At 61.0% G+C, this 24,531-nt stretch carries 27 protein-coding genes; 7 read left to right on the top strand and 20 right to left on the bottom strand.

Features of this window, described 5'->3' with window-relative positions; all coding sequences use genetic code 11:
- Nucleotides 1-151: 151 nt before the first annotated feature.
- Both dtd and BR41_RS13995 read right to left on the bottom strand, forming a co-directional pair.
- Nucleotides 152-604, bottom strand: coding sequence for a D-aminoacyl-tRNA deacylase (gene dtd / locus BR41_RS14000; RefSeq protein WP_035057842.1), 453 nt, complete (start codon nucleotides 602-604; stop codon nucleotides 152-154).
- Between the two features lie 27 nt (nucleotides 605-631).
- Entirely contained in the window at nucleotides 632-1,042 is a 411-nt protein-coding gene (locus BR41_RS13995; protein ID WP_035057839.1) for a hypothetical protein, read from the bottom strand.
- Between the two features lie 149 nt (nucleotides 1,043-1,191).
- Here BR41_RS13995 and asd point away from each other — a divergent pair, with 149 nt between their 5' ends.
- The 3 genes from asd (at nucleotide 1,192) to BR41_RS13980 (ending at nucleotide 3,928) form a co-directional block, all read left to right on the top strand.
- A complete protein-coding gene (gene asd, locus BR41_RS13990) occupies nucleotides 1,192-2,298 on the top strand; it encodes an aspartate-semialdehyde dehydrogenase (protein ID WP_211251753.1) in 1,107 nt (368 codons plus the stop codon).
- Nucleotides 2,299-2,430: 132 nt separating this feature from the next.
- A complete protein-coding gene (locus BR41_RS13985) occupies nucleotides 2,431-2,826 on the top strand; it encodes a hypothetical protein (protein WP_051710981.1) in 396 nt (131 codons plus the stop codon).
- A 31-nt stretch (nucleotides 2,827-2,857) separates the two neighbouring features.
- Entirely contained in the window at nucleotides 2,858-3,928 is a 1,071-nt protein-coding gene (locus tag BR41_RS13980; protein WP_051710979.1) for an HPP family protein, read from the top strand.
- A 348-nt stretch (nucleotides 3,929-4,276) separates the two neighbouring features.
- Here the strand turns inward: BR41_RS13980 and yaaA are convergent, their stop codons facing one another.
- The 3 genes from yaaA to BR41_RS13965 form a co-directional block, all read right to left on the bottom strand.
- On the bottom strand, nucleotides 4,277-5,041 hold the full coding sequence (gene yaaA / locus BR41_RS13975; protein WP_035057834.1) for a peroxide stress protein YaaA: 765 nt from the start codon (nucleotides 5,039-5,041) through the stop codon (nucleotides 4,277-4,279).
- A 61-nt stretch (nucleotides 5,042-5,102) separates the two neighbouring features.
- A complete protein-coding gene (locus tag BR41_RS13970) occupies nucleotides 5,103-5,936 on the bottom strand; it encodes a substrate-binding periplasmic protein (RefSeq protein ID WP_051710977.1) in 834 nt (277 codons plus the stop codon).
- Nucleotides 5,937-6,026: 90 nt separating this feature from the next.
- Nucleotides 6,027-6,581: an NADPH-dependent FMN reductase gene (locus tag BR41_RS13965; RefSeq protein ID WP_035057831.1), complete on the bottom strand. Its 555-nt coding sequence runs from the start codon at nucleotides 6,579-6,581 to the stop codon at nucleotides 6,027-6,029.
- A 130-nt stretch (nucleotides 6,582-6,711) separates the two neighbouring features.
- Between BR41_RS13965 and tsaA the strand changes: the two genes are divergently transcribed.
- Both tsaA and BR41_RS13955 read left to right on the top strand, forming a co-directional pair.
- The gene (gene tsaA, locus BR41_RS13960; RefSeq protein ID WP_035058196.1) at nucleotides 6,712-7,410 is read left to right on the top strand and encodes a tRNA (N6-threonylcarbamoyladenosine(37)-N6)-methyltransferase TrmO; all 699 of its coding nucleotides are present in this window, start codon (nucleotides 6,712-6,714) and stop codon (nucleotides 7,408-7,410) included.
- A gap of 239 nt (nucleotides 7,411-7,649) precedes the next feature.
- Nucleotides 7,650-8,552: a patatin-like phospholipase family protein gene (locus BR41_RS13955; RefSeq protein WP_035057829.1), complete on the top strand. Its 903-nt coding sequence runs from the start codon at nucleotides 7,650-7,652 to the stop codon at nucleotides 8,550-8,552.
- Nucleotides 8,553-8,571: 19 nt separating this feature from the next.
- Here BR41_RS13955 and BR41_RS13950 read toward each other — a convergent pair whose 3' ends face one another.
- The 10 genes from BR41_RS13950 to BR41_RS13905 all read right to left on the bottom strand — a co-directional run bounded on the left by BR41_RS13950 (nucleotide 8,572) and on the right by BR41_RS13905 (nucleotide 19,333).
- Complete coding sequence (locus BR41_RS13950) at nucleotides 8,572-8,781, bottom strand: hypothetical protein (protein ID WP_156970702.1); 210 nt, start codon at nucleotides 8,779-8,781, stop codon at nucleotides 8,572-8,574.
- Nucleotides 8,782-8,803: 22 nt separating this feature from the next.
- Nucleotides 8,804-9,367, bottom strand: a complete 564-nt coding sequence (locus BR41_RS13945; protein WP_084187177.1) for a substrate-binding periplasmic protein — start codon at nucleotides 9,365-9,367, stop codon at nucleotides 8,804-8,806.
- 8 nt (nucleotides 9,368-9,375) lie between these two features.
- Nucleotides 9,376-10,947: a GGDEF domain-containing protein gene (locus tag BR41_RS13940; RefSeq protein WP_035057824.1), complete on the bottom strand. Its 1,572-nt coding sequence runs from the start codon at nucleotides 10,945-10,947 to the stop codon at nucleotides 9,376-9,378.
- A gap of 157 nt (nucleotides 10,948-11,104) precedes the next feature.
- The gene (locus BR41_RS13935) at nucleotides 11,105-12,274 is read right to left on the bottom strand and encodes an FAD-dependent monooxygenase (protein ID WP_035057822.1); all 1,170 of its coding nucleotides are present in this window, start codon (nucleotides 12,272-12,274) and stop codon (nucleotides 11,105-11,107) included.
- Complete coding sequence (locus tag BR41_RS13930; protein ID WP_035057820.1) at nucleotides 12,271-13,572, bottom strand: aminopeptidase P N-terminal domain-containing protein; 1,302 nt, start codon at nucleotides 13,570-13,572, stop codon at nucleotides 12,271-12,273. The genes BR41_RS13935 and BR41_RS13930 overlap by 4 nt, the downstream gene beginning before the upstream one ends.
- Nucleotides 13,573-13,663: 91 nt before the next feature.
- The gene (locus BR41_RS13925) at nucleotides 13,664-14,590 is read right to left on the bottom strand and encodes a M48 family metalloprotease (RefSeq protein ID WP_051710974.1); all 927 of its coding nucleotides are present in this window, start codon (nucleotides 14,588-14,590) and stop codon (nucleotides 13,664-13,666) included.
- The gene (locus BR41_RS13920) at nucleotides 14,587-15,159 is read right to left on the bottom strand and encodes an SH3 domain-containing protein (RefSeq protein WP_156970701.1); all 573 of its coding nucleotides are present in this window, start codon (nucleotides 15,157-15,159) and stop codon (nucleotides 14,587-14,589) included. Before BR41_RS13920 ends, BR41_RS13925 begins: the two co-directional genes overlap by 4 nt.
- 2 nt (nucleotides 15,160-15,161) lie before the next feature.
- Nucleotides 15,162-17,003, bottom strand: coding sequence for a CHASE2 domain-containing protein (locus tag BR41_RS13915; RefSeq protein WP_169741306.1), 1,842 nt, complete (start codon nucleotides 17,001-17,003; stop codon nucleotides 15,162-15,164).
- A 186-nt stretch (nucleotides 17,004-17,189) separates the two neighbouring features.
- Nucleotides 17,190-18,248 (bottom strand): hypothetical protein, encoded by a 1,059-nt coding sequence (locus BR41_RS13910; protein ID WP_035057816.1) that lies wholly within the window; start codon nucleotides 18,246-18,248, stop codon nucleotides 17,190-17,192.
- A gap of 356 nt (nucleotides 18,249-18,604) precedes the next feature.
- Nucleotides 18,605-19,333 (bottom strand): YebC/PmpR family DNA-binding transcriptional regulator, encoded by a 729-nt coding sequence (locus BR41_RS13905; protein WP_035057814.1) that lies wholly within the window; start codon nucleotides 19,331-19,333, stop codon nucleotides 18,605-18,607.
- A gap of 128 nt (nucleotides 19,334-19,461) precedes the next feature.
- On the opposite strand from BR41_RS13905, the gene BR41_RS13900 reads away from it, so the two are divergent.
- Both BR41_RS13900 and BR41_RS13895 read left to right on the top strand, forming a co-directional pair.
- Nucleotides 19,462-20,370: a cation diffusion facilitator family transporter gene (locus BR41_RS13900; RefSeq protein WP_035057811.1), complete on the top strand. Its 909-nt coding sequence runs from the start codon at nucleotides 19,462-19,464 to the stop codon at nucleotides 20,368-20,370.
- Between the two features lie 3 nt (nucleotides 20,371-20,373).
- The gene (locus tag BR41_RS13895) at nucleotides 20,374-20,619 is read left to right on the top strand and encodes a hypothetical protein (RefSeq protein WP_035057808.1); all 246 of its coding nucleotides are present in this window, start codon (nucleotides 20,374-20,376) and stop codon (nucleotides 20,617-20,619) included.
- Between the two features lie 6 nt (nucleotides 20,620-20,625).
- Here BR41_RS13895 and BR41_RS13890 read toward each other — a convergent pair whose 3' ends face one another.
- From BR41_RS13890 to BR41_RS13870, 5 genes are all read right to left on the bottom strand, one after another.
- Nucleotides 20,626-21,462: a hypothetical protein gene (locus BR41_RS13890; RefSeq protein ID WP_035057806.1), complete on the bottom strand. Its 837-nt coding sequence runs from the start codon at nucleotides 21,460-21,462 to the stop codon at nucleotides 20,626-20,628.
- Nucleotides 21,463-21,473: 11 nt separating this feature from the next.
- On the bottom strand, nucleotides 21,474-22,049 hold the full coding sequence (locus tag BR41_RS13885) for a dual specificity protein phosphatase family protein (RefSeq protein WP_035057802.1): 576 nt from the start codon (nucleotides 22,047-22,049) through the stop codon (nucleotides 21,474-21,476).
- A gap of 13 nt (nucleotides 22,050-22,062) precedes the next feature.
- Nucleotides 22,063-22,566, bottom strand: a complete 504-nt coding sequence (locus BR41_RS13880; RefSeq protein WP_035057800.1) for a hypothetical protein — start codon at nucleotides 22,564-22,566, stop codon at nucleotides 22,063-22,065.
- Complete coding sequence (locus tag BR41_RS13875; protein ID WP_035057797.1) at nucleotides 22,566-23,705, bottom strand: MGDG synthase family glycosyltransferase; 1,140 nt, start codon at nucleotides 23,703-23,705, stop codon at nucleotides 22,566-22,568. The genes BR41_RS13880 and BR41_RS13875 overlap by 1 nt, the downstream gene beginning before the upstream one ends.
- A gap of 152 nt (nucleotides 23,706-23,857) precedes the next feature.
- Entirely contained in the window at nucleotides 23,858-24,517 is a 660-nt protein-coding gene (locus BR41_RS13870; RefSeq protein WP_156970700.1) for a hypothetical protein, read from the bottom strand.
- Nucleotides 24,518-24,531: the final 14 nt, after the last annotated feature.

The raw sequence follows: 24,531 nt of genomic DNA, 5'->3' as shown, positions 1-24,531 counted from the left end.
GAAAAAACCCGCGTGCAAGACGCGGGTTTCGCTCGCACGCTTTAGCAGTATTTATTGGCAGCGCCCCGCAAGCTGGTGGATCAAATCGGCGCTGTATGGAACCCATTATGAGAAAAACTTGCTGGGCTCGTCAAATACGAAATTTCTGCTGCTATTCCGGGTCTTTGGAGTCGATCAGCAGGGTGACGGGGCCATCATTGATCAATGCCACTTTCATGTCTGCCCCAAACGCGCCAGTTGCCACCGGTTTACCCAACTGCTGTTCAAGTTGTGCGACGAAGCGTTCGAACATCGGCTGCGAAATCTCGCCTGGCGCTGCACGGCCCCATGATGGTCGATTGCCTTTCGAATAAGCACCAAACAGGGTGAATTGCGAAATGGCGAGGATATCGCCGCTAGTATCGAGCACGGATCGATTCATTACACCGGCATCGTCTTCGAATACCCGCAATTTGCTGATCTTGCTGGCAGCCCAGACAAGATCGCTTTCGTCGTCAGCCGCCTCGATACCGCATAACAGCAACAGGCCGGGCCCGATGCGACCGACTGAGTCGCCATCGACATGCACTTCGGCCTGGCTGACCCGTTGTAGCAGCACACGCATGATGAGCTCCGCGCAAAAACGGCGAGCTTACCGCAGTTTCCAATCCCGATTGGGGGCGGGGCCGCCAGGGCGGTGCAGGGCAGGTAGACGGTGCGATGGGTTGGCGATGCCCGGATCGTGGCTTGAATACAGCCGTCGCCACAGCGCACGTTCCAGATCACGATCGGCAGCGGCGAGCTTGGGCAAGTCGGTGAGCACGCTACGCACTAGCGGCGGCAATTGCTCATTCGGTACGCCGCGTTTCACCAGGCAAGCCTGTCCGCTCAGGATGGCCATTTCAACGCGCCAGACGAGGTCGCTGTAGCGTGGTGCACTGATTTTCTTGCGCTTGTTTCCGTTCCGGCGGTCATCACGGGTTTGGGTGATGGCACCGGCGTCCAGAAAAGACAAGAGACTGGTGGTCTGCAAGAATTTGCTGAGGCTGGAGAAATAACTCATGTGTCTTTCGCGAACCAAAACTTTACAAAATTTAACATTGTGCAGTGCAGCATGGCAAGTCTAGCGCAGAGTTGACGTCTGGCGCTGGCGCTCAATCGGGATTTTCACTAAGATTTCCGGTTCGGCAATTGTTTTTAAAGGAAAAGATGATGAAGCGCGTAGGTCTCGTCGGTTGGCGCGGCATGGTAGGTTCGGTCCTCATGCAGCGGATGCAGGAAGAAAAGGACTTTGACCTGATCGAGCCGATTTTCTTCACAACCTCGCAAGCAGGTCAGCCAGGCCCGAATTTCGGCAAGGCGTCCGGCCCGTTGAAGGATGCGAAGAATATCGATGACCTCAAGGCGATGGACGTCATTATTTCTTGCCAGGGCGGTGACTACACCACCGAGATTTTCCCCAAGCTGCGCGTAGCGGGCTGGACGGGTTACTGGATCGATGCGGCGTCCACGCTACGCATGGAAGATGACGCGGTCATTATTCTTGATCCGGTGAACGACAACGTAATCCGTGGCGCGCTGGCCAAGGGCGTCAAGAACTACATCGGCGGCAACTGCACCAACTCCATCCTGCTGATGGGCGTCGGCGGCCTGTTCAAGCAAGGTCTGGTCGAGTGGGTCTCGTCGATGACTTACCAGGCGGCTTCGGGCGGCGGCGCGAACCACATGCGCGAGCTCTTGAAGGGCATGGGCGTGGTCTACGGTTCGGTGGCTGATGAGCTGGCTACGCCGGCTTCCGCCATTCTCGATATCGACCGCAAGGTGGCGCAGGCCATCCGCTCCGACGTCCCGACCGAATTCTTCGGCGCACCGCTGGCGGGCGGCCTGATTCCGTGGATCGACAAGCAGCTCGACAACGGCCAATCCAAGGAAGAATGGAAGGGCCAGGCCGAAGTGAACAAGATGCTCGGCAACACTGCGCCGGTGCCGGTCGATGGCCTCTGTGTGCGGATTGGCGCCATGCGCTGCCACAGCCTCGCGCTGACTTTGAAGCTGAAGAAAGACCTGCCGCTGGCCGAAATCGAAGCCATCATCAAGGCCGGCAACCCGTGGGTGAAGTGGGTGCCGAACGATCGCGAGATCACGGTGAAGGAACTCACGCCGGCTTCGATCACTGGCGGCCTGGAAATCGGTGTTGGCCGCGTGCGCAAGCTGAACATGGGGCCGGAGTACGTTTCCGCCTTCGTGATCGGAGACCAACTGCTGTGGGGCGCTGCCGAACCGCTGCGCCGCATGCTGCGCATTCTGCTTGAAGCTTGAGCGGGCAGTAGTCAATGAAAAACCGGGCTTTGGCCCGGTTTTTTCTTGCCTGCGAGCGGCGTGTTGCCAACATCCGTTTCAAGTGGAATGACATATGACGTTAGAATCCGCTTTCCCCGAGGAGGAAACGGCATGCTGGATTGGCTTCGTCACAAATGGATTACCCGCACGGCCCCGCCGCGCAATAGCGGTCTATTTGCGCCAACCGAGCTGTTACCGGCGACGCTGGCCCGGCGTGAATCCGACGAAGCGCGTCATCACCCGCTCAAACATTCGCTCGTATACCGGATCAAGCGCGATGCGCTGCTGGTAGTCGCCGAAATGAATCGCGGTGTGGCGATGGATAACTGCGAGTTGCTTGCCCGTCAGTTGGCCTTCGTGCAAAAAGAACTGATCCAGGCGGCCTATCACGACGAAACGCTGCCGAAAGAGCAGCGGCTGGCTTTGGCCAAATATCACGCCATCAATATCCGCCAAGGCTTGGGCGAGCGGCGCACGCAGCCTTTGCGTGGTGTCGAGACCGGCTGAGCGAACTGACTAGATTGCGGATTTCCAGATCATGATTTGGCGTACTTTTCTTCATGGCTGGCTACCGGCCTTGCCACGCGTACGGCGACGCGAACGGTTGTTGTCCGCGCTCGGCGGCGCGTTTGCCTTGTTGGCGATCACCCTGATTACTCACGCGTTTGTACCCGGCTCGGCGGCTGCGATCATCGTCGGCTCGATGGGGGCAAGCGCTGTGATCGTGTTCGGACTGCCCACCAGTCCGTTGGGGCAACCTTGGTCACTGGTGGGCGGCCATTTGATTTCGGCTATTGCCGGCGTGGCCTGTCAGCAGTTGCTGCCCGGCTCCTTGTTTACGCCCGCGTTGGCAGTTGGATTGGCACTGGCGCTGATGATGGGGCTGCGTTGCGTGCATCCGCCCGGCGGTGCGACGGCGTTGACCGCGGTGATTGGCGGCCCGGCTGTTACCGCGTTGGGTTTCAGCTTCGTACTGCTGCCGGTCGCCCTCAACGTGTTCATCATGTTGCTGGCTGGTTTGGTGGCCAATAACCTGCTGCCGGGGCGGCGTTACCCGGCCGTGCCACCCAGCCCGCCGCAACACACGCGTGATCCGGCTTCTTCTGAACGAGGCGGGGTCAATACCAGCCTGCTGGAACAAGTCCTGGCGGATCAACCGCATTTACTTGATCTGGGGACGGCAGAGCTGGAAGTCGTCGTGCGCCGCGCCTTGGGGTTGGCGCGGCATCTGGATGAACTGCGCTGCGCCGATGTGATGTCGCGCGATCTGTATACCGCCAGTCCGGATGAGCCGATCGACGACGTCCGGGTTCGCATGGTGGCCAGACAGGTGCATCAAGTGCCGGTGGTGCGAGCCGATGGCCATTTCCTCGGCTTGATCCATGCTTTCGACCTGCTGCATGCCCTTCCCGATTCCCCTCGCAACGCAGGGCCATGGGCCAGACCGGTCGCCCTTACCGCTGCACCGGATACGGCCTTGATCGGGCTGTTGGAAGCGGTGATCGCCCATGCCCAGCCTTGCTTGCCGGTGTTGGCGGAGGATGGGCGGTTGGTCGGGCTGGTGTCGCAATCGGACTGGCTGGCGGCGCTCGCCAACACCCAGCCTTGATTGCTTGCGTGGCTTAGGATCTTTCAGCTATGCGCCTGCGGCGCGACCAAAAGCATTACAGCGGGAGTCCGTCCCGCGGCCGGGGAAGGGACTTTGTCTCGCCAAAGCCCCCTCCACCCCAAAGGCGACCCTGCGCCTTACGGTCCTCCGGACTACCCTCGGTCGGTCGCGAGCCTAAGGTCTCGCGACACTCCCTCGGCGCTTAGCGCGAAGGGAGAAAACCCCGCAGTGCAACCATCGCGGAAACAAAAACCGACAACTGTTTGCGCTGCCTGCGATTCGTAGGGCGCAATCCCCGCAGGGCATTGCGCCGCATCACCGACTTCTCAAAAGATCGCGAACAGGCGCTTAGGCCGCCAGCTTGCGGCGGAACAGCCACGTCTTGCTATCGCTCTCGTCGGCGACGAAACCATAGCCTTCCAGATCGAAACGCTTGAGCTTGGTCGGATCTTTGATCTTGTTCAGCGCCGCATAGCGCACCATCAGCCCGCGTGCGCGCTTGGCGTAGAAGCTGATGATCTTGTATTTGCCGTTCTTGAAGTCCTCGAATACCGGAGTGATGACCGGCGCATCGAGCAGCTTCGGTTTCACTGACTTGAAGTATTCCTCGCTGGCGAGGTTCACCACGGTTTTCGGCTGGTGGCTGTTGATCGTCTGCGTGATCGTCTCGCCCCAGAACGCATACAAATCCTTGCCGGCTGGATTGGCGAGGCGCGTACCCATTTCCAGCCGATAGGGCTGGATCAGGTCGAATGGCTTCAGCAGGCCATAAAGACCGGAGAGGATGCGCAGATGCTTTTCCACGTAGGCGTGGCCGGCCTTGTCGAGCGTGTATGCGTTCAAGCCTTCGTACACGTCACCCTTGAAGGCGAACACCGCTGCCCGCGCGTTGGCAGGGGTGAAGGGCAGCTGCCAGCTTTGATAGCGGCCGACATTGAGCACGGCCAGCTCATCCGAGATCGTCATCAACCGGGATAAGTCCACGGGCGACTTCTCGCGCAGGATGTCGATCAGTTTTTCGGAGCGGTCCAGAAATGCGGGTTCGGTGTGGTGCCGGATCGGAAGCGGGGTGTGGTAATCCAGCGTTTTGGCTGGCGAGATAAGCATGAGCATGGGCAAAGGGCGCTGTCTGGACTGACTGAGAACGGCGAATGATACCGAATGACGCCCATTCTCAATAATTCACCATCGCCGCCGCCAGCTTGGGCGGGAAGTACTTCTCGAAGATATGTAGCACAGTACCATCCGCCCGCATGGCATTGATCAATGCCCGCCATTTCTCCTGCTCGGCCGGAGCGATGGCGCGCTTGGACATGATCACGCCGTGCGGCACGCTGACCGCATCGATATCGATCAGCAGGGTCTGGTCGCGCACTTTGTATTCATCGAAGCTCGGGTAATCGAAGGGCTCGATGATCATGCCCTGGATGCGGTTGAGCGCGAGGTTCTTGAACAGCGCATCGAAGCTGCCCGTGAGGGTGATGCGGTTTTGTTCGTTCAGGTTATCGAAGAGCTGGTTGCCGCGCTCGCTGTAACGAAAGCTCGGGATCGCGCCCAGCCGCAGGCGTGATTGCGCGGCGAAGTCTTCGATGCGGGTCACGTTGGCATCGCGCCGGACCAGCAGTGCGTATTTGTCGGCGAAGTACCACGCAAAGCCGGCGAATTGATCACGCTCTGGATTGGTGATGCCGGAGAGGCTGAAATCCAGCTCGCCGGATTCGATCATCTTCCAGATCCGCACGCGCGGCATGACCGAGATATCGAACTTGCAACCACTGCGCCGGGCCATCTCAAAGGCGATGTCCTTGTCGATGCCGGTATCGGTTTGCTGCGAATACAGCAGGCCGTGGTCATGCAATGCCAGCGTGAAAGGGTGCGAGCAGTCTGGCTTGTCTTGGGGTTTGTCTTGCGCCGCTACCCCGCTGGCGGATAAAGCCGCGACCGCTAGCAGGCCAATCAGCCCGGCACGGCAGGCGTTCAGGCGGGACGGGAACGGATTCTTGGTCATATCTGATCCTGTAAGGGCGACGGATACTGCTTCATGCATAAAGGGCAAGGGGCGAGTGTCTGACGTGCTGCAGGTGATGCTAAGTATGGACTAAGGCGCCGGGTGGTTTTCAACCGCGCCCAAGAGCTTTGCCAACACCTCGCGCAATGCCTGCGCCAGTTCTGCGTCCTTGATCTGGCCATCCGCCCCGATCTTCACCCCGGCTTGCGGCACCAGCAGGCTGGCACCTTCCACCAGTGTTGCCGTCATTACCGCCAGAATCTGGCTGATGGCAGCGTGGGCCTTGTCGCCGCCGGCACTGGAGGACGAGGCACTGATCACGGCAGTGGGTTTGTGGACGAATTCGCCGGAAGAGACGACCCAGTCGAGCGCGTTCTTCATCACGCCGGGTACGCCAAACGCATATTCGGGGGTTGAAACCAGAATGGCATCCGCCGCAGCCAGCGCGGCTCGCCACGTCGCAACCGCTGGCGGTACGTCGCCACGATCAAGATCAGGGTTGAACAGCGGCAAATCGCCGATGCCATTGAAGCGGGCGACGGTGATGCCGCTCGGGGCTAGCGTGATGGCGGATTCGGCGATGGCCGTGTTGAACGAGCCGTTGCGCAAGCTGCCGGAGACGGTGAGTAGATGGATGGGCTTCATCGAGTGGCTTTGCGGGCATGCAGACGGAATGGTTGGCCGTAGCTTAACGCAAACTTTGTTTCAGACGATGACGTTTGCAAGCGGTGCCTGGCTGGCGGCGCGACCGGCATCACGGCAAAATCGGGGCGCGATGACGACCACCTACACCTGCCAGCCGATTGGCCTGCTGCAAACCCCTTTTCCAGACAAGTTCGGCATTCCGCGCCAGCCACGGCTGGCACCGCACGCTGTCGGCACTCTGCGGTTGCTGCCGCCGTTCGACCGGCCGGAGGCGGTGCGCGGGCTGGAGGCGTTCTCCCATGTCTGGCTCACCTTTGTGTTCCACGAAACCGGCGGCCAATGGCAGCCGACGGTGCGCCCGCCCCGGCTTGGTGGCAATGCGCGTGTGGGCGTGTTCGCCAGCCGCAGCCCGTTCCGTCCTAACAGCCTGGGGTTGTCGTTGGTCGAGCTGGCTGGCATCGATACCGCCGATGGTGTCGTGCTGACTTTCAACGGGGTCGATCTGGTCGACGGCACGCCCGTGCTGGATATCAAGCCCTACATTCCCTTCGTCGAGAGCCTGCCCGACGCGCGTGGTGGTTTCGTCGACGGCCCGCCGCCGCAACTGGTGGTGCAATTCAGCGCCGAGGCAGAGGCCGCTGTCGCCACCGCCAGTCTCGAATACCCGTCGCTGCGCGAGCTGATTGTCGATGTGCTGGCACAAGACCCACGCCCGGCCTATGCCGATGCACCCGAGCGCATCTATGGGGTGCGGCTGTATCGGTATGACGTGAAGTGGCGCTGCGATGGGCTGACGGCGGTGGTGGTGGCGCTGGATAGGGTTGCCTGAGGCGTTGAGGTTTCTGTAGGAGCGAGCTTGCTCGCGATGACGTCGTTTCGATTCAGCATTGCCATCGCGAGCAAGCTCGCTCCCACAAAAAGCATGTTTTGGCGCGTGAGGGACAAATCAGTATTTCCATGGCATACCGCCAAGCCCCGCAACAAGCAAGCGCGCCGCGCGGTAGATTCGCACAACCATCGCATTGCCAATTCACCTAGAATCGCCGGATTCCTTCTCAGTAGTCCGCCATGAACCGCCGCTCCTCACTGAAAGCCATTGCCGCCCTGTTTGCGCTCAGCATTGCTGCATGTACCACCACGCCGCCGGTCACGCCAACGCCGGTTCCCACGCCAGTTCCACCCAAACCACTCCGCATCGGCATCGCGCTGGGCGGTGGCGCGGCCAAGGGCTTTGCGCATATCGGCGTGATCAAGATGCTGGAAGCGAACGGCATCAAGCTGGATGTGGTGGCTGGCACCAGTGCGGGCAGCGTGGTCGGCTCGCTCTACGCCAGCGGCCTGGATGCGTTCCAGCTGCAGGAAAGCGCCTTTTCGCTCGACGAGGCGCAAATCCGCGATGTGAGTTTGATGTCCGGTGGGCTGGTCAAAGGCCAGAAATTGCAAGACTACGTCAACAAGCTGGTCGGCGGCCGGCCGATCGAGAAACTGGGCAAGCCATTCGCGGCCGTGAGTACCGAACTGGAAACCGGCAAGCGGACCGTGTTCGTGCGCGGTAACACCGGCATGGCGGTGCGAGCATCCAGCAGCATTCCGGGGGTGTTCGAGCCGGTCTCGATCAGTGGCAAACGCTATGTCGATGGCGGCATCGTCAGCCCGGTGCCGGTGGATGCGGCGCGTGAGCTGGGCGCGGATATCGTGATCGCGGTGGATATCTCGGCCAAGCCGGATGGCAAATCGCCATCCAATATGGTCGGCATCGTCAATCAGGCCATCATGATCATGGGCCAGACGCTCGGTAAGCAGGAATTGGCGCGGGCCGACGTGGTGATCCGCCCGGTGGTCGGCAAGATCGGCCCGGCCGATTTTGACCAGAAGAACGTCGCGATCCTGGAGGGAGAGAAGGCCGCACTGGCCGCTTTGCCGGCGATCCGCGCGAAGATTGCTGAGAAGCAGGCCCTCGCCAGCAAATAAGCCCGGTTTGGGGGCGGCTTCAGCCTCCGCTCCCCAAATAGTGATCAAGGATGACCTGCACCGCGCCTTGTTGTTTCAGCTTGGCCAGCGCCGTACTGAACGTGCGGGTCTGGTCCGCCAGGCGGCCCATCCTGGTGAGCGCGATGTACAGCGGCACGGTGTCGATCGGGGGCGTCAGCTGCCTGATTGCCGCTGTTTGCGGGCCCGTCATCGCCAGTGATCGGGCCATGTAGCGCACATAGGCTTCGTTCTCACACCAGCACGTCGAAGCGGTGGGCGAGAAACATCTTGAAGGTCAGGTCAGTCATGACCGACGACTCCAACCGTGCGATCTGCCCCGTTTTCCTGAGCGTATCGAAGGATTCTGAATACGATTTGCCGTCGGTGATGCCAAAACTCAGATCTTGCCGGCCGACAAACTGCGCCAGTTGGCCGTCGTAGCGGATCGGTGAATCCGTCGGCACGAAAAAGGCGAAGCGTTGCGGCATCAGCGCTTCATCTGGGTAGACCAGAAAACCTTCCCGTTCCGGGGTTTTGATCAAGGTGAAAATCGCATCGCATTCGCCGGTGCGGGCATAGGACAGCGCCCGTTGCCACGGCAGGAATTCCACCTTGATGGGCCAATGCAATTGCTCGGCCAGGCGGGTGACCACGTCAATGGCAATGCCGTTCCTGCTTTGCTCGATGGAATAGGGCGGCAGATTCTGCGTGCAGAAGCGGTAGGGGGTGGGGGCGGATGACTTGTCCGTTGGGGCGGCAAGGCAGGCTGGCATCAGCAGCGACAGGCAAAGTAGCCATGTTGTCCGCCACGCCATGATGCTGCCTAGGCCACGCAAATCCGGTTCCGCCCGCCACGTTTGGCCATATACAGCACGTCGTCAGCGGCCTTCACCAGCGCATCACCGCTGTTGAAGGTCGGGAACCCGGCGATACCGGCGCTGAAGCTGAGCTGGAAATGACCGCCGATGTGTGGATGCTTGATTTCCGCGAAGTCATGGCGGATGCGGTCAAGAATCTCCTGCCCTTCGCGCGGATTGACGCCGGGCAGCGCCACCATGAATTCTTCGCCGCCATAGCGACCGATGAGGTCGCTTTTTCTCAGCCGTTGTTTCAGCAGCCAGGCAATGCTGCGGATGATCTGATCGCCGACCGGATGGCCGTAACTATCGTTCACGCGCTTGAAGTGATCGATATCGAGCATCGCGACCGAGAGCGGCTGACCTTGACTGCGGGCGGTTTCGAGCGCTGCATCCAGCCGGGCCTTGCAACTGGTGTGGTTCAGCAGGCCGGTCAGGCTGTCGTGGTACATCGAGCGGCGCAATGCGCGGTAGCGTTCGATCTTGCTCTTGACGATGGCGTTGAGGAACAGCGGGTTGAATGGCTTGGTAAGGAAGTGGTCGCCGCCCAGCCGCAAGGCATCGATCTGCAGGCCAAGATCAGTCTCACCGGACAAATACACGATCGGGATGCTGAGAAACTGGCTGTGCTGGCGGATGACGCGTGCTGCTTCCACGCCGGTGCAATGCGGCATGTACATATCGAGCAGCAACAGGTCCGGGTTGAACTTGTGCAGCGCATCCAGCACCGCTTGTGGGTCGGCCAGCGTTTGCACGCTGATGCCGTTTTCTTCCAGTGCTTTCTTGATCACATGCCCGGCGGTGAGCGAATCATCGACCACCAGCACGCGGAAAGGCTCTTGTTCCTGGCTGTCGTTCAGATCGAGGATTTGCGACACGATGGCCGGCAGTGGCGTGCCTTCCGGAAAACAGATATCGCAGCCAGCGCGCAAGGCATTCTGCAGCAGCGCAAAGTCGGATGGGACCGATAAACAGATGATCTGACTGGCCGGGAAGTCCTGCCGGAGGCGACGCACAGCGGCTTGCCAATCCGGTAGCGCGGCGATGTCGACCAGCAGCAACGGCGCTTCACCGCTTTGCGGCGCGGCGTCCCAATGATGAGGCTCGACGGTGAGGCCGAAATAGCCGAGTTGCTCCAGCAATGGTTGCCAAGGCGCATGCTGATTGCTGATGAACCACAGCAGCTTTTGCCGGCGTGCTTCGGCTGGAATATTCGAGCGCGAGCGCCGATCCTGCGTCACGCCGGTGGTGGCACCGAGATAATCCTCGATCAGCCGGGACAGCTCGTGCAGCCGGTCATCGAGATCCTGCATGACCGGGGCGGAGATCGGGTGGGTGCTGTCGTCGCCGAATAATGCCAGCGCTTGCTGCTCCAGCTGATGCCCGGCCCGGTGCAGCCCGACCGCGTTCTTGTCACGCAGGAATTCGGTCAGGTTGTTGAGCATGACCGCGAATTCGACAAAATTGTCGAAGCGCGGCGTCTGCCGGTAGGTTTGCCAGGCGCGCAACAGATTCTGTTGCTTGAGCGGGAGGGGCATCTTGGTCTTTCAGTGCGAAGTAGCGGGATGATGCTAGGTATGCCGCTGGCAAGCAAGGCTCGCTTGGCGGATTCCTCATCAGAAGTCTTTGCAAAAGAGCGGCTTAGCGTTGCCGATGTGCCCGTTTCGTACCGTGTTGTTGGGCGTACGCATGGGCCTAGCGCGCGCCGTACACCATCCGCCGTGCAAAGCCACGGCGCAACGGCCCGACATGATCCAGCAAGGCCAGCCCCAGACTGCGGACGTGTTTCAACAACGGGTTGGGCGATTCGAACAAATGGATCAGGCTATCGGTGAAGGCGGTAACACGGCCGGCATCGCGGCTGCGCAGCTTGGCGTAGCGTGCCAGCGTGGCCGCTTCGCCAACGCGATTGCCCGGCACGCCGGCCAGCAGGTCGGCCAGGGTTTCGGCATCGCGCAGGCCCAGGTTCAGCCCTTGCCCGGCAACCGGGTGCAAGGTCTGCGCTGCGTTGCCGATCAGCGCGACGCGACGGCCGACAACCGAATCCAGCGTTTTCAAGGCCAGCGGCCAGCTGGCTCGCTCGCCCACGCGGGTGAAACCGGCCACGCGGCCGGCGAAGCGTGCCTCTACAGCAGCCAGGAAGGCTTCGTCCGACAACGCCTGGCGTTCCTGCGCTTGTTCCGGCGTTTGTGTCCACACGAGATTGAAATCGTCGCCGCTCGGCAGCAGCGCCAGCGGGCCGTCATCGGCAAAGCGCTCGTAGGCGATACCGCGATGAGGTTGGCTGGGCGTGATGCGGGCGAGAATGGCGTGCTGCTGGTAGGGCTTGACCGTCTGCGTGATGTCGTCGAGCAAGCCGACGAGTTTGCCGCCGTCAGCCAGGATGACGAGGTCGGCCGTGATTGCCGTTTCACCAGCCGGGCCAGCCAGCGTGATTTCGGCGTAGCGTTCCAGCCGACGGATATCCGTGACCGAGTAACCCAGCGCGAGCGGCACCTTGCCGGACTTCAGTTGCTCCAGCGCCAGTGCGGCGAGCTTGTCGTAGCCGACGACGAAGCCCAGCACCGGCAGGCCTAGTTCCTCGGCCGAGAGTTCGGTGCGGCCGAGCGTGCCGGCTTGCGAGACGCGGACGCGCTCGATGGCGGTCGGGGCCAAGGCATCGTCCCATAACCCGCCACGCATCAGCGTTTCGCGGCTGGCCCAAGACAGCGCCAGGGCACGCGGGTCGGTCGGGGCGGTCAGTTTGGCTTCGATGGCGAGCACCGAATGGCCCGCCGCTTGCAGCCGTTCCGCCACCAGCGCGCCCACCGGGCCGCCGCCGACGATGGCGATGCCGACATGGCTGGGGAGGTGATTCACGATCATGCGCGGGCCTCGGCGATCCAGCCTTCGATCTCTGCCACGGTGCGCGGGCAACCGGCGGAGAGCACTTCATTGCCGTTTGCCGTGATGGCGACGTCGTCCTCGATGCGGATGCCGATGTGTTCGAACTCGGCCGGCACATTGGCGGCGGGGCGGATATACAGGCCCGGTTCGATGGTGAACACCATGCCGGTCTCCAGCGTGCGCCATTCGCCCTGCAGCTTGTAGGCGCCGGCATCATGCACATCCAGCCCGAGCCAGTGGCCGGTGCGGTGCATATAGAACTGGCGGTAGGTTTCGGTTTCCAGCACCTGATCGAGACTGCCGGTCAGTAGCTTCAGATCGATCAAGCCTTGTGCCAGCACTTTCACGGCTGCGTCGTGCATGTTGTTCCACGGCTTGCCGGGCGCGGCCTCGGCTTGCGCGGCGACGTGGGCTGCCAATACCAATTCATACACGGCTTTTTGCGGGCCGCTGAACTTGCCGCTGGCCGGGAAGGTGCGGGTAATGTCGCTGGCGTAGCCGCCCAATTCGCAACCGGCGTCGATCAGGATCAGATCACCGTCGCGGATGGTGCGGTTGTTTTCGATGTAATGCAGCACGCAGGCATTCGGCCCGCTGGCGACGATGCTCGAATAGGCCGGAAAGCGACTGCCGTTGCGGTAGTACTCGTGCAGCAGCTCCGCCTCGACGGCATATTCCGCCGTGCCGGGCGTAGCAAAGCGCATGGCGCGTTTGTGGGCTTCGACATTGATGCGACCGGATTGGCGCAGCACGTCCAGCTCGTGCTCATCCTTGAACAGGCGCATTTCGGCAATCGCACCACGCGGGTCGACCACTTCATCCGGTGCGGTAAAGCCGGCGCGGCTTTGGGCGCGAACAGTATTCAACCAGCCAGTGAGGCGGGCATCCCAGCTGGCATCCATGCCGAGCGGAAAGTAGACACGAGGTTGGTTCTTGAGGAGTTCGATGATCTGGCTGTCCAGCTCGCCGATCGATGCGGCGGCGTCGAAACCGAACGTTTCGCTGGCCTTGGTCGGGCCATAGCGGTAGCCATCCCAGATTTCGCGTTCTTCGTTCTTGTCGCGGCAATACAGCAGGGATTGCGGGGTGTCGCCGATCACGATGGCCAGCACCGCTTCCGGTTCCTGAAAACCGGTCAGATAGAAAAAGCTGGAATCGAAACGGTAGGGGTAGCCGGTATCGGCGTTGCGCGCGAATTCCGGCGAGGTCGGCAGGATCAGCACGCCGGGCTGGAGTTGTCCGGCAAGGCGGGCACGGCGCGACGAATACGGTTGCATGGCTTCTCCTGCGATCCGGGTTGATGGCAGGGATTATACGGCTGCCCGCCCAGGCAGACAGCCGTACATTGCAGCGGCAGGGCGTTTCGCCTTACTTGGCGGCCTTTTCCATCTTGCCCACGATGGCATCGAACCGCGCTGTTTCTTCTATGCCCTGCGAGTAGCTATCCAGCTTGTCGCCGACGATTTCATCGATCTTGGTGAGCCGCTCGGTCGGGGTCGGGTGGGTGGCGAACATCAAGGCCACCGTGCCGTCTTGCGGGTTGAGCGCATCGAGCGTCTGCAGTACGCCAACCAGTGCGTACGGGTTGTAGCCGGCGCGGGCACACAGCACCATGCCGTTTACATCGGCCTCGAACTCGTCTTTCTTGTCGAGCCCGCGCACCTGTACTTCAGCCAGACCCTTGATCGCATTTGCGCCCAGCTGTTGCTTGGCACCGCCACCCTTATAGGCGACGACGCCCTGCAGTGCCTGGCCGAACGCGTCCTTGCCCTTGGCGGCCTGGATGGCGCGGGTGTGATGGTGCTTCAGCGTGTGGGTGATCTCGTGGCCAAGGATGCAAGCCAGTTCCGCTTCATCACGCAGCTTGAGCAGCAGGCCCTTGGTGATCAGGATCGCGCCACCCGGCGTCGAGAAACTGTTGACGTCGTTGTCGTTGGTCACGCCGAAACGCCAATCGAGCTTGGGCAATTCGCTCTGATCCGCCACCCAGCGGCCCACCAGATTCACGTAGTGTTGCAAGGGCTGGTTGGGCACTAATGGCCGACCGCCCAGCAAATTGGCGGCCAGACCGTCACCGATGGTCTTTTCTTCTTCCGGCCCGATGGTGCGGTTGGCTTCGGCGGCACTCTTGAGCGCATTGATGCCGGCGTTGATGGCGTCGGATTTATTGCTGCTGCTGTTGTCGCTGCCATTCATCTGCTTGAGCAGATTGTTGAAATCCAGCGCTGATGCGGGCTGAACGCATAACAATGGGGCGCAGAGCAGCAATGCCTGCGCGATACGGTGCTTGATCATGGCCGTCTCCTGCGCATGTCATCGACATTGTTGCCGCCTGATCCCCCGCTGTTGCTATTGCTGCTGGAGCTGGTGGGGAGCGCGATGTCCGCGACTTCCACGGCAACGAGCTTGACCTGCTTCGCGGACTTGGCGGCGTCCTGCTCGCTGACGGCGAACGTGGATAGTTTTTCCACTTCCTTGTAGTTCGGCACAGCGGTCTGGATGTCTTCCTTGGAAAGTCCCTTCACGCCCGTCGTAACCGTGGTGCCGGATGAGCCGGTCGTGACGACATTGGCAAGGGTGCCGATCCCGCTGGAGCTACTGGCTGCAGCCGTGCCGGTGCGCACGTTCAGGAGCTTGATCCAGCCGGCGCTGGGGCCCGCCTGCACTTGCATCCACGAGCCCTGGCGGCCAACGATATTGACTTGCGCGCCAGCAGCGACCTTGCCGGTGCTGGTGGCATCGAGGAAGGGTTTTTCTTTCAGATCCGCGTTACGGATCACCGTACCGCTTTCGGCCAGCGCGAGTGCGCTGGCAAGGCCAAGCGCCAATACGCTTGGCCATTTCAGCTTATGGATGGTCAACACGTTCATTGTTCCTTTTGTTGCCCAACGGACGTCGATTTGGGCTTCGGTTCGAACAACTGTACCGGTTCGGCCCGGCCTTTTACAGCATGGCTGCCGTGATCGATGAATTCAAAAGCATCAGGACAAGCGGCGCGCGTCGCCTCGGAAACCAGCACGCGGGCCACGCCCTTGGTCTGGCCTTCGATGCGGCTGGCAAGGTTCACGGTATCGCCGATCACGGTATAGCTGAGCCGGTTTTCCGGCCCGATGAAAGCGACCACCGCCCGGCCGGTGTGCAGGCCGATACCGATATCGAAATCCGCGCCGAGGTCGGTCAGCTCCTTTTTGAATTCCTCCAGCTCCTGACCCATTTCAATGGCGGCGGCGACGGCGTGCTTGGCGTGCTCCGGGTCATGTACCGGCGCGCCCCAGAACGCCATGACCGCATCGCCGATCAATTTGTCCAGCGTGCCGCCGTGGCGGAAGACTACCGCAACCTGCCGGCTGAAGTAGCGATTGAGCAGATTGACGATGTATTCAGGCGTGCGCGTCTCGGAGAGGGTGGTAAAGCCGCGGATATCGGAGAACAGCACGGTGATTTCCAGCGACTGCACGCGTTTGGCATCGTCGACCTGACCACTGGCGACGAGGTCTTTCACCACGCGCGGGTCGAGGAAGCGTCCGAACAGGTTGACCGCCTGCTCGCGCCGCAATCTTTCCGCCAGGTAGGCCATCAACGCCGCCAGCCAGAAATACACCCAGCCCCAGATCAGTACACTGCCCACCGGCCAATACAGATTGTGGCTGAGCAGCGTGGCGCTGGCGGTCACGATGACCACCGATACCACGATCATCCCCAGCCCCATCCACAGCGTATTCAGGCCGCGCCGGAAGCCGAACCACAAGCCAATGGCAATCAGCACACTGACCACTGGCGAGACCCAGCGTGGCGCATCGCGCAGCCAGTCGCCGGCTTGCAGGTTATCGATGGCGGTGGCGAGAATTTCGATGCCCGGAAAGTTGCTGGACAGCGGCGTCGGGCGCAAATCCTGCAAGCCCGGCGCGGCAGTGCCGATGAGGACGATCTTGTTCTTGAACTCATCGGGCGGGCGCTTGGGATGCTCGATGTTGAGGTCGGTATAGATGTCCGAGAAACTCACGTGCCGATGCTGCTGCTGCCAGTTGAGGCGGATGCGGTGCTGATCCGGCACGGTCCAGCCCAGGTCGGTCGCAATGCGTGCCGACAGCGATTGCATCTGCCAGCCGGGGGCGAGCGTCTCTTTCACCAGATAGTGGCGACCGATGCCGTCATCTTCATGGCTGAAATTGATCAGCCCGCCACGCCATGCATCGCGTGGCAGCAAGGTAGGCAGCAGCAACGGGGAACGTGCGTTGGGCAGCGCACCCGGCAGGGTGATCAGTTTCAGCACGGGGGGGAGATCGCGCAGTGCCGGGCCTTGGCCATCCGTCAGGAGTACCGAGGAGAAATAGGAGCGGGCATGGCGCTGTACCGCCTCGCGGAATGCCACATCGCTATCCGGGCGAAACGTATCGAATTCGTTGAACAGGATATCGAACACCACCGCACGTGGCGCCTGGGCATCGATGCCTTCCAGCATCTCGGCGAACGCCACCCGTGGCCAGGGCCAGTTGCCGAGCTCCCCCATCAGCTTGGTGAGCGAATTCTGGTCTACGTCGACGATCACGATGTCGTCGCTGGCGGGGCGTGACGGCGCACGCTGGGCGAGCAAGGTGTCACCCAGCTTGGCATCGATCGAGCGGGTGAAGTGCAGCCAGCTGGCATCCAGCACGATCAGTGCAATGACCAGGCCGAGGATGGCGGTGTAGGAAAGAAAACGGGACATGAACATTCGCAGGCGCGTGGGGCTGACCGGGTTATAGCAGTGGCAGCGAGCGCGCGGCAAATGAGCCTGCCTTCAAGGGGGAGGCAGTCCGTAGCAACAGGCGCAATGGAAAAAGGGGGCGAGATGCCCCCTTGATCCGATATGACCCGCCAGGCCCCCAGCGCGAGGCGGGTCGCTGGCCGGCGATCAGGCGTTGGCGGCCAGATCCGTCCATGTGGTGGTCGTGGTGCTGATTGGCGTGGTGCCGCCGGCCGCATACGTGCTGATTTGCACATTCGTGGCATCGAGTACGGTCAGCACCAGATAGCTGCCGTCACTGGCGACGACCTTCAAGCCCCCTTGCGACGGGAATGCGCCCGGCACACCCACGAAGTCCTTGGTGGTCGTCACCGTAAACGAACCGGTGCCCAGGGTCGGCGAGCGGGTGGCGACAGCGTAATTGGCGCTGTAGTCATACTGCGTGCTGGTGATGGCGGTCGCAAAGGCGTAGTTGCTCAGCGTATTGGAGGTCGTGCCTAGCTTGCTGATGCTGGTGAAAGACAGCGTCGAGCCGGAGATTTGTGCGGACGAGCTGCTGGCGTTGGTCTGCGCCCAAGCCACGGTCATGTTGCCGTCGACCTGGCTGCCATAGCCGGATGCATTCAGCACGCTGAATTTCGTATAGGCCAGCGTGATGGAACCATTCCACGCCTGCTGGTTGGTGTAGGACGTGAGCGAATTGACGGTGAAGACGAACGCCCCGTTCATCGTCACACCGTTTAGGACGCAGCTATTGGCCACGATCGATACGCTGTCGCCGGACGAGAGCTTGGTGGCATTGGCCAACTGGACGGTGGTGGTGAGCGAGCCGCCGCCCGAGCACTGGCTGGCTTGCAGCGTGGTCTGCAGGACGGCTGCACCGGCCGCCGGGTTTTGCTGTTGTGCCGCGTTCAGTGCCTGATAAACCAGCCCCACGCTGTTCGTCAGCAACGCTGGCGAGGCTTGGCCGGTAGGTGCCGAGCCGAGCGCACTGCTATAGGCGCTGGCCGACGTGGCCTGGCTGTTCAGCCCGTTGGTCGCGGTATAGGCCGTCGCTGCCACCGACTTGGCATTGGTCGACGTGACCCCAGTGGTGCTTGTGGTCGATGTGACGGTCGTCGTCGAGCTGGTGGCGCTGCTGGATGAACCGCCACCGCCGCAGGCGCTCAGGACGAACATCGAGGTGGTCATTGCCGTAACGGTTGCTTTGCGCAGCAGGGTCGTCATGTCTTTTCCTACGTGTTCAGATTGAGTTTGTAAGGATTTAAGCATCGTTGGCAAGCACGGGGGAGGTCTACAACGCTTGTGTTTGCTGGATTGTCTTACATGGAACGGCATTTAATTACAAAATAATCAGTTATTTGTAATGTTTAAAATGCAGTCTGCGCGAATATTACGATGACATTTTGCGGGGAGGCAATCCCTGTTTCCGGGAATGGTGCCGAGAACGTACGAGATTGTGTCGGCAGTCACAGGCCGTGATCAGAAGCGGTCTGGGCAAGTAGGTCGAGGTACGGATGCGTATGCGGTACGCCAATAAAAAACGGGGCCAGTTGGCCCCGTATTTTTCGTGTACGAAGTGATTATTCTTCGTCCATCAGCGCGGTGGTGTACACCTCTTGCACATCATCGAGGCTTTCCAGCGCGTCCAGCAGCTTTTGCATTTTCAATACATCGTCACCGGTCAGTTCGGTTTCGGCTTGCGGCTTCATGGTCACTTCACCCATTTCGGCCTTGAAGCCGGCAGCTTCCAGCGTTTCCTTGATGCCGACGTATTCATACGGCGGGGTGATGACTTCGATGCTGCCGTCTTCGTTGGTCACCACATCATCGGCGCCGGCTTCCAGCGCAGCTTCCATCAGCGCGTCTTCGTTGGTGCCGGGGGCGAAGATCAGATAGCCACAGTGCTTGAACTGGAAGCTCACGCAGCCGTCGGTGCCCATATTGCCGCCGTACTTGTTGAAGGCATGGCGCACATCGGCCACGGTGCGGGTCTTGTTGTCGGTCAGGCAATCGACCATCACCGCCGCGCCGCCGATGCCATAGCCTTCGTAACGGCATTCGGAGTAATCCACGCCTTCCAGATTGCCGGTGCCGCGGTCGATGGCGCGGGTGATGTTGTCCTTCGGCATGTTGGCGGCGAGACCCTTGTCCACGGCGAGGCGCAGACGCGGGTTCATGTTGAGGTCACCGCCGCCCATCTTGGCCGCTACGGTGATTTCCTTGATGAGGCGCGTGAAGACCTGGCCGCGCTTGGCGTCCTGACGGCCTTTACGGTGTTGGATGTTCGCCCATTTGCTATGGCCGGCCATGATTGCAATCCTGCAGGAAAATCGGAAACGCGGATTCTAACATGCTGTCCTGCGCGGTTTCATGCTGCGCTTGCTGGGCGGAGCGTCGCCTTCAATAATGCGGGCGACGCTAAAACCAAGAGATTCATATGTCCCACGGTGCCGACTCGGTCAAATCCATTCTGTATGCGCTCGCCGCCAATCTGGCGATTGCCCTCTCCAAGCTCGCCGCTGCCATGGCCACCGGTTCCGGCTCGATGCTGGCCGAAGCGGTGCATAGCTTTGCCGATTGCGGCAATCAAGGCTTGCTGCTGTGGGGGCTGAAAACTGCCGGCAAGCCGCCCTCCAAGGATTACCCGCTGGGTCACGGCAAGGAGATTTACTTCTGGAGCTTCATCGTCGCGCTGATGCTGTTTTCGATTGGCGGCGTGTTCTCGATCTACGAAGGGCTGCACAAACTGGCCCACCCGGAACCATTGGCCTGGCCGTGGGTGGCCGTTGGTGTGCTGGCGTTCGGTGTGGTGGCGGAAAGTATCTCGATGTGGGGTGTGCTGAAAGAGATCAACAAAACGCGCGGCGGCAAATCGCTGTGGCGCTGGGTGCGCGAGTCGCGCCAGTCCGAACTGGTGGTCGTGCTCGGCGAAGATGCCGCTGCGTTACTGGGCCTGACTTTCGCCCTCGTCGCCATCCTGCTCGCCATCGCCACCGGCAACCCGATGTGGGATGCGCTGGGCAGCGTCGCCATCGGCGTGCTGTTGGTGGTGGTCGCCGCCTTCATTGGCACCCAGATCAAGGGGCTGCTGATCGGCAAGAGCGTCGAGCCGGACGTCGATCAAGCCATGCGCTCTTGGCTCACCGCCCGGCCGGAAATCACCCGCGTGTTCAATCTGATTACGTTGCAGATGGGCAGTGATGTGATGTTGTCGCTCAAGGCTGAATTCGCCGAGCAAGGTAGCCAGACCGGGCTGATCGATGCGATCAATCGGGTCGAGGACGAATTGCAGGCGGCGTTTCCGCAGCTGACGTGGGTGTTTGTAGAGCCGGATAACAAGGATTAGGTCGTGAAGACGCTATGGATTGATGGGGTGGAGTACAAGTTTTTGAGGGCGAGCGATGTGATCCGGGACTCCTTGGCGCTGGAGTGTTACCGGATTGAAGAGCGAAATGAAAAGTTGGTGTGCGAAGCATTTCGGAGTGATGCGCTTCACCAATACCTGTTCTCGCAATTCGAACCCGAATTGCCGCTCGCATTGATTGAACATATAGGTAATGTGGCTCGGGAGTTACTAGGGGACTTCGTTGATTAAAGCGTACTAAACCACATGCCCCAGCCGGCCGAGCGCAAATGCGATCAACCCAGCCAGCAAAACAAGGCCGCCGCTCAGGCGGCCTTTGCATTGGGCGGTTACTAGTGCCACAGCAGCAACCCCCACTGGCAAGCCGAACGGCGCGGGCAGAAAGGACAAGCCCAGCGCCACCGGTAGCGTGCCAGCCAGCCAGCCGCTGGCTCCCAGCACAAACCGCGGCGCGGCGGTGGGGGCGGGCGGGGCGAGTTCAGGCCATTGGGGCAACAGCGCCGGCCATGCTGCTGCCGCATCAGCGCGCAGGGCGACAACGAGTCGCAGGGCTTCCGTTGGCGGGACATCTGCCGCAAGCAATTGTCCGGCCAAGCCGACACTGGCCTCCGGCCCAGGGGCTTCTTCTTCATCGGTGACGATGCGTGGTGATGGCGCGGTGCGAGAAAAGCGCCAGCCTTGCCAGATGCAACCAAACAGCGCCAGCAGCCAGACCAGAAACGCTTGCAAGGCCGGGAGGCGGCCGAAACCAGCCAGTAGCGCCGGGAGCGCAGCTGCGCAGAGTGCGCCGTCACCGGTGATCTCAGCCGCGCGCCGCCATACCGGTCGCAGCACGCGTTCATACAGGCCGATGCCGGGCAGCGCCTGCCGCTGCAACCAAGGCCAGCTCAATGTGAAGCCAACGTGGCCGAGCAGTTTTTCCGTGAATCGCACCTTGCCGGAAGTCGTGGTAACCGCAGGCAAGGCATCGGCGATCTCCAGCCAATACCACTGGCGCGGTGTGCCGGCTTCGAGATCGGACAGCAGCAGAGCCAGTGTTTTCGGGGCAAGGGTGAACCGGCGTTGTTCAGGCATGGGGGAGACGGTCAGGCGTTGACTTCCCGACGCAGCTTTTCCACATCGACCTGTTCCAGATACCGCTTGATGTTCTGCCAGATCGCATGAAAACCGTAGCCGCCGTTTTGCAGCTCATCCAGCGCTTGCTGCTTGCTCCAGCCTTGGTAGACGACACGGTATAGCGCCGACACCAGCCCGGTGCGATCCGCGCCGTGTTGGCAGTGGATCAGGATCGGACCCTCGCGGTCGACATTCCGCAACGCTTTCAGCGCCGTGATCATGTCTTCGTCGCGAATGTTCCAGGTGTTGATGGGGATGCGCTGCATGGCGATCTTGCTGCCGGCCAGGATCTCATCATCGGAATGGAAGGCGCGGAAGCTGATGACCTTCTTGATGCCGAGCTTTTGCAGCTGCGCGACATCGGTCTTCGACAACTGCGCACTGCGATATAGCTTTGGCGTGATCCGGTGCAGGTTGTTGACGGGCGCATCGGGCACGGCTTGCGCCCATTGCGCCGGGCGAGTGTCGGTGGCGTTCTGGGCGCTTGTCGGGGCGGCGAGGCCGGCCAGCAAGAGCAGTGAGGCGGCGAAAGAAGAAACGCGCATGGGTATTCTCAACTCAAGTGGCGCTTGGGGATGCGGCCGAACGTGGCCGGGATGCGAAGAACAGTACGCAAGCGACGGCGCTCATGGTCCAGTAATCCGTTGGGGCAAAAGCCAGCCAGTGCTTGTGCCACGGCACAAACGCCGGGCTGAACTTGGCGACACCGTAGGCCGGGTTGAGCACGAACCAGAGAAAGTCTTCGCTGAGCCAGAACGTCATGATGCAGGCGATGATGCGGCCCTCGATACGCCACGACCATTGGGCGGAGAAGAAGATCGGCAGGTGAAAGAACAGCCCGACAAAGGGGAAGACCCACGCGTGGTAGCCGGTCATCGCCCGACCACCCCAGAAAATATCCAGCAGCCAGTGTTTTTCGATGCGCCAGGTTGGCAAGTTGGCGGCCCAGCCGGCGCTGCCTTCGATCTGGATTTCGACGTTGGCAAAGAAGAAACCCAGCAGTAGCACCCAAGCCAGCAAGGCGATGGTCTGCCAGCGTGGAATGAAGATTGAGCGCGCCATCATGTTGCCGCCAAGGCCGGTACGGTGCCCAGCACCCGATCCAGCACGAACTGCGCCGCGTGCGGCCGGCCCAATGGCACGATCTTGCGCTGCATCGCCGTCAGTCGCTCCGGCTCGTCCAGCAACATGCGGATGCGGAATTCCAGCGCGGTGGCGTCAATGGCTTTCAGCGCTACGCCTTGCTCCAGCAGGAAGTCGGCGTTGCGTTCTTCCTGCCCCGGAATCGGCGAGTTGACGATCATCGGCAAGCCCATCGCCATGCACTCGGAGGTGGTCAGGCCGCCCGGCTTGGTAATCACCAGATCAGCGCAAGCCATCAGGCGCTCCACGTGGTTGGTAAAGCCCTGCGGGAACAGGCGGCCGGGGTAGGCCTCGGCGACCTTGTTCAGCGCTTCGAGCATGGGCTGGTTCTTGCCGGCCAAGGCGATCAGCTGGAAATCCCCACCCATGCCCAGCAACCGCTTTGCCAGAACATCCTGCCCGCCAAGACCGGCACCGCCCGACATCAGCATGAAGGTCTTGCGCTTGGGATCGAGGCCGAATTCAGCGGCGCAGGTGGCGCGATCCAGCGGCGCGGAAAATGCCGGCATGATCGGAATGCCACTGACGTGCACCGCATCTGCCGGCAGGCCGCGTTCACGCATGCGATAAGCGATCTCTTCGTTGGCGGCAAAGTAGCCGCTCATATGCGGCACGATCCACATGCTGTGCAGATCGAAATCGGTCACTTGCACCCACACTGGCACGGTGACGCGGCCCTTGCCCAGCTCGCGCGCGAGGATTTCAGCCGGCAGGAAATGGGTGCAGATGATGGCATCCGGCTTCAACCGCTTGATCTCGGCCACCAGACTGCGGCAATTGAGGCGCTCGACGGCGCGGCGGAGTTTCTGGCTCAAGCCGCTTTGCGAGGCTTCATCGGTCTTCTGATAGAGATAGCCCCACAGCGCCGGATGGTTGCTGACCAGCTTGATGTAGAAGTCGGTGTAGAGCTTGCGAAAGCTGGTGGACACGTAGTCCATCACATCCAGATGCGTGGCCTGGATGTCTTGCGGATGCGCATCGGCACAGACACGGATCGCCTCGGCAGCACGCATGTGCCCGGCACCGGCACTCACGCTCAAAAGCAGGATTTTTTTCATCGTGGGTTCGCGGTTTATCACTTGGCGTCAGATTGAAGCGAGACTGCGAAGTGATTTTTGTAATGGAGAGGCTCGGTTTCTACCAGAAAGCGCCGTGTGCGGCCATTGGGGCGGCGTTGCGCTGTGAAGGGGGTAACACGGTGAAATAGAGGCTATTCGCTCCCCATCGCCGGTAATGTCCCCAGCAAGATATTCAGTTGATCCGCATCCAGCGTGATGGTGTTGTCGGGCTGGCTGACATGGATGAATGGGCCTTTCTTGAAAACCGAAAACGGCTGCTCCGAGCGGGCCATGACCATGGGGGTCAGCTGTTCCAGCATGGTATTGCTGCCGATCAGCAGCGAATTCGTCTGTTTGAGATTGGTGACGTAGCGATTGAGATGGATATCGAACTTGCCGGGGTCGGCGGGCGGCATGTTTTCCAGTTCGATCAGCATGGCCGAGTTCTTTTCAATTTGCTGCGCGTTGTGCCGTTTGGCCTCGTCCAGCGTTTTGAGGAGTTCCTTGTTCTCCTCGATCAGCTTGGCGAGCTTGTCCTCCAGCGTTTTGAGGTCTTCGTCACGAATCTTTTTCGCTTGATCGCTCCCGAAGTCACGCTGTGCCTTGAGTGTTTCGTTCTGCGCCCGCAATGCTGCAACTTCGCCGGCATGCGATTCCTTCAACGCGGCGATGGTTTCGTCCTTGACCGCTTTGGTTGCATTCGCCGCGGCGATCTGCTCGCGGAAGGCTTTCCAGATCATGCCGCCGACCGCCACGATGGCGGCAGATTGCAGCACCTTGAGTACTGAATCCACGATCTGTACGAAATCCATGGGCTTCACCATTC

The organism is Andreprevotia chitinilytica DSM 18519 (assembly GCF_000711875.1).
Taxonomy (GTDB): domain Bacteria; phylum Pseudomonadota; class Gammaproteobacteria; order Burkholderiales; family Chitinibacteraceae; genus Andreprevotia; species Andreprevotia chitinilytica.
The sequence above is the reverse complement of the archived record's forward strand: the minus strand, read 5'-3'. Positions and strand labels throughout refer to the sequence as shown.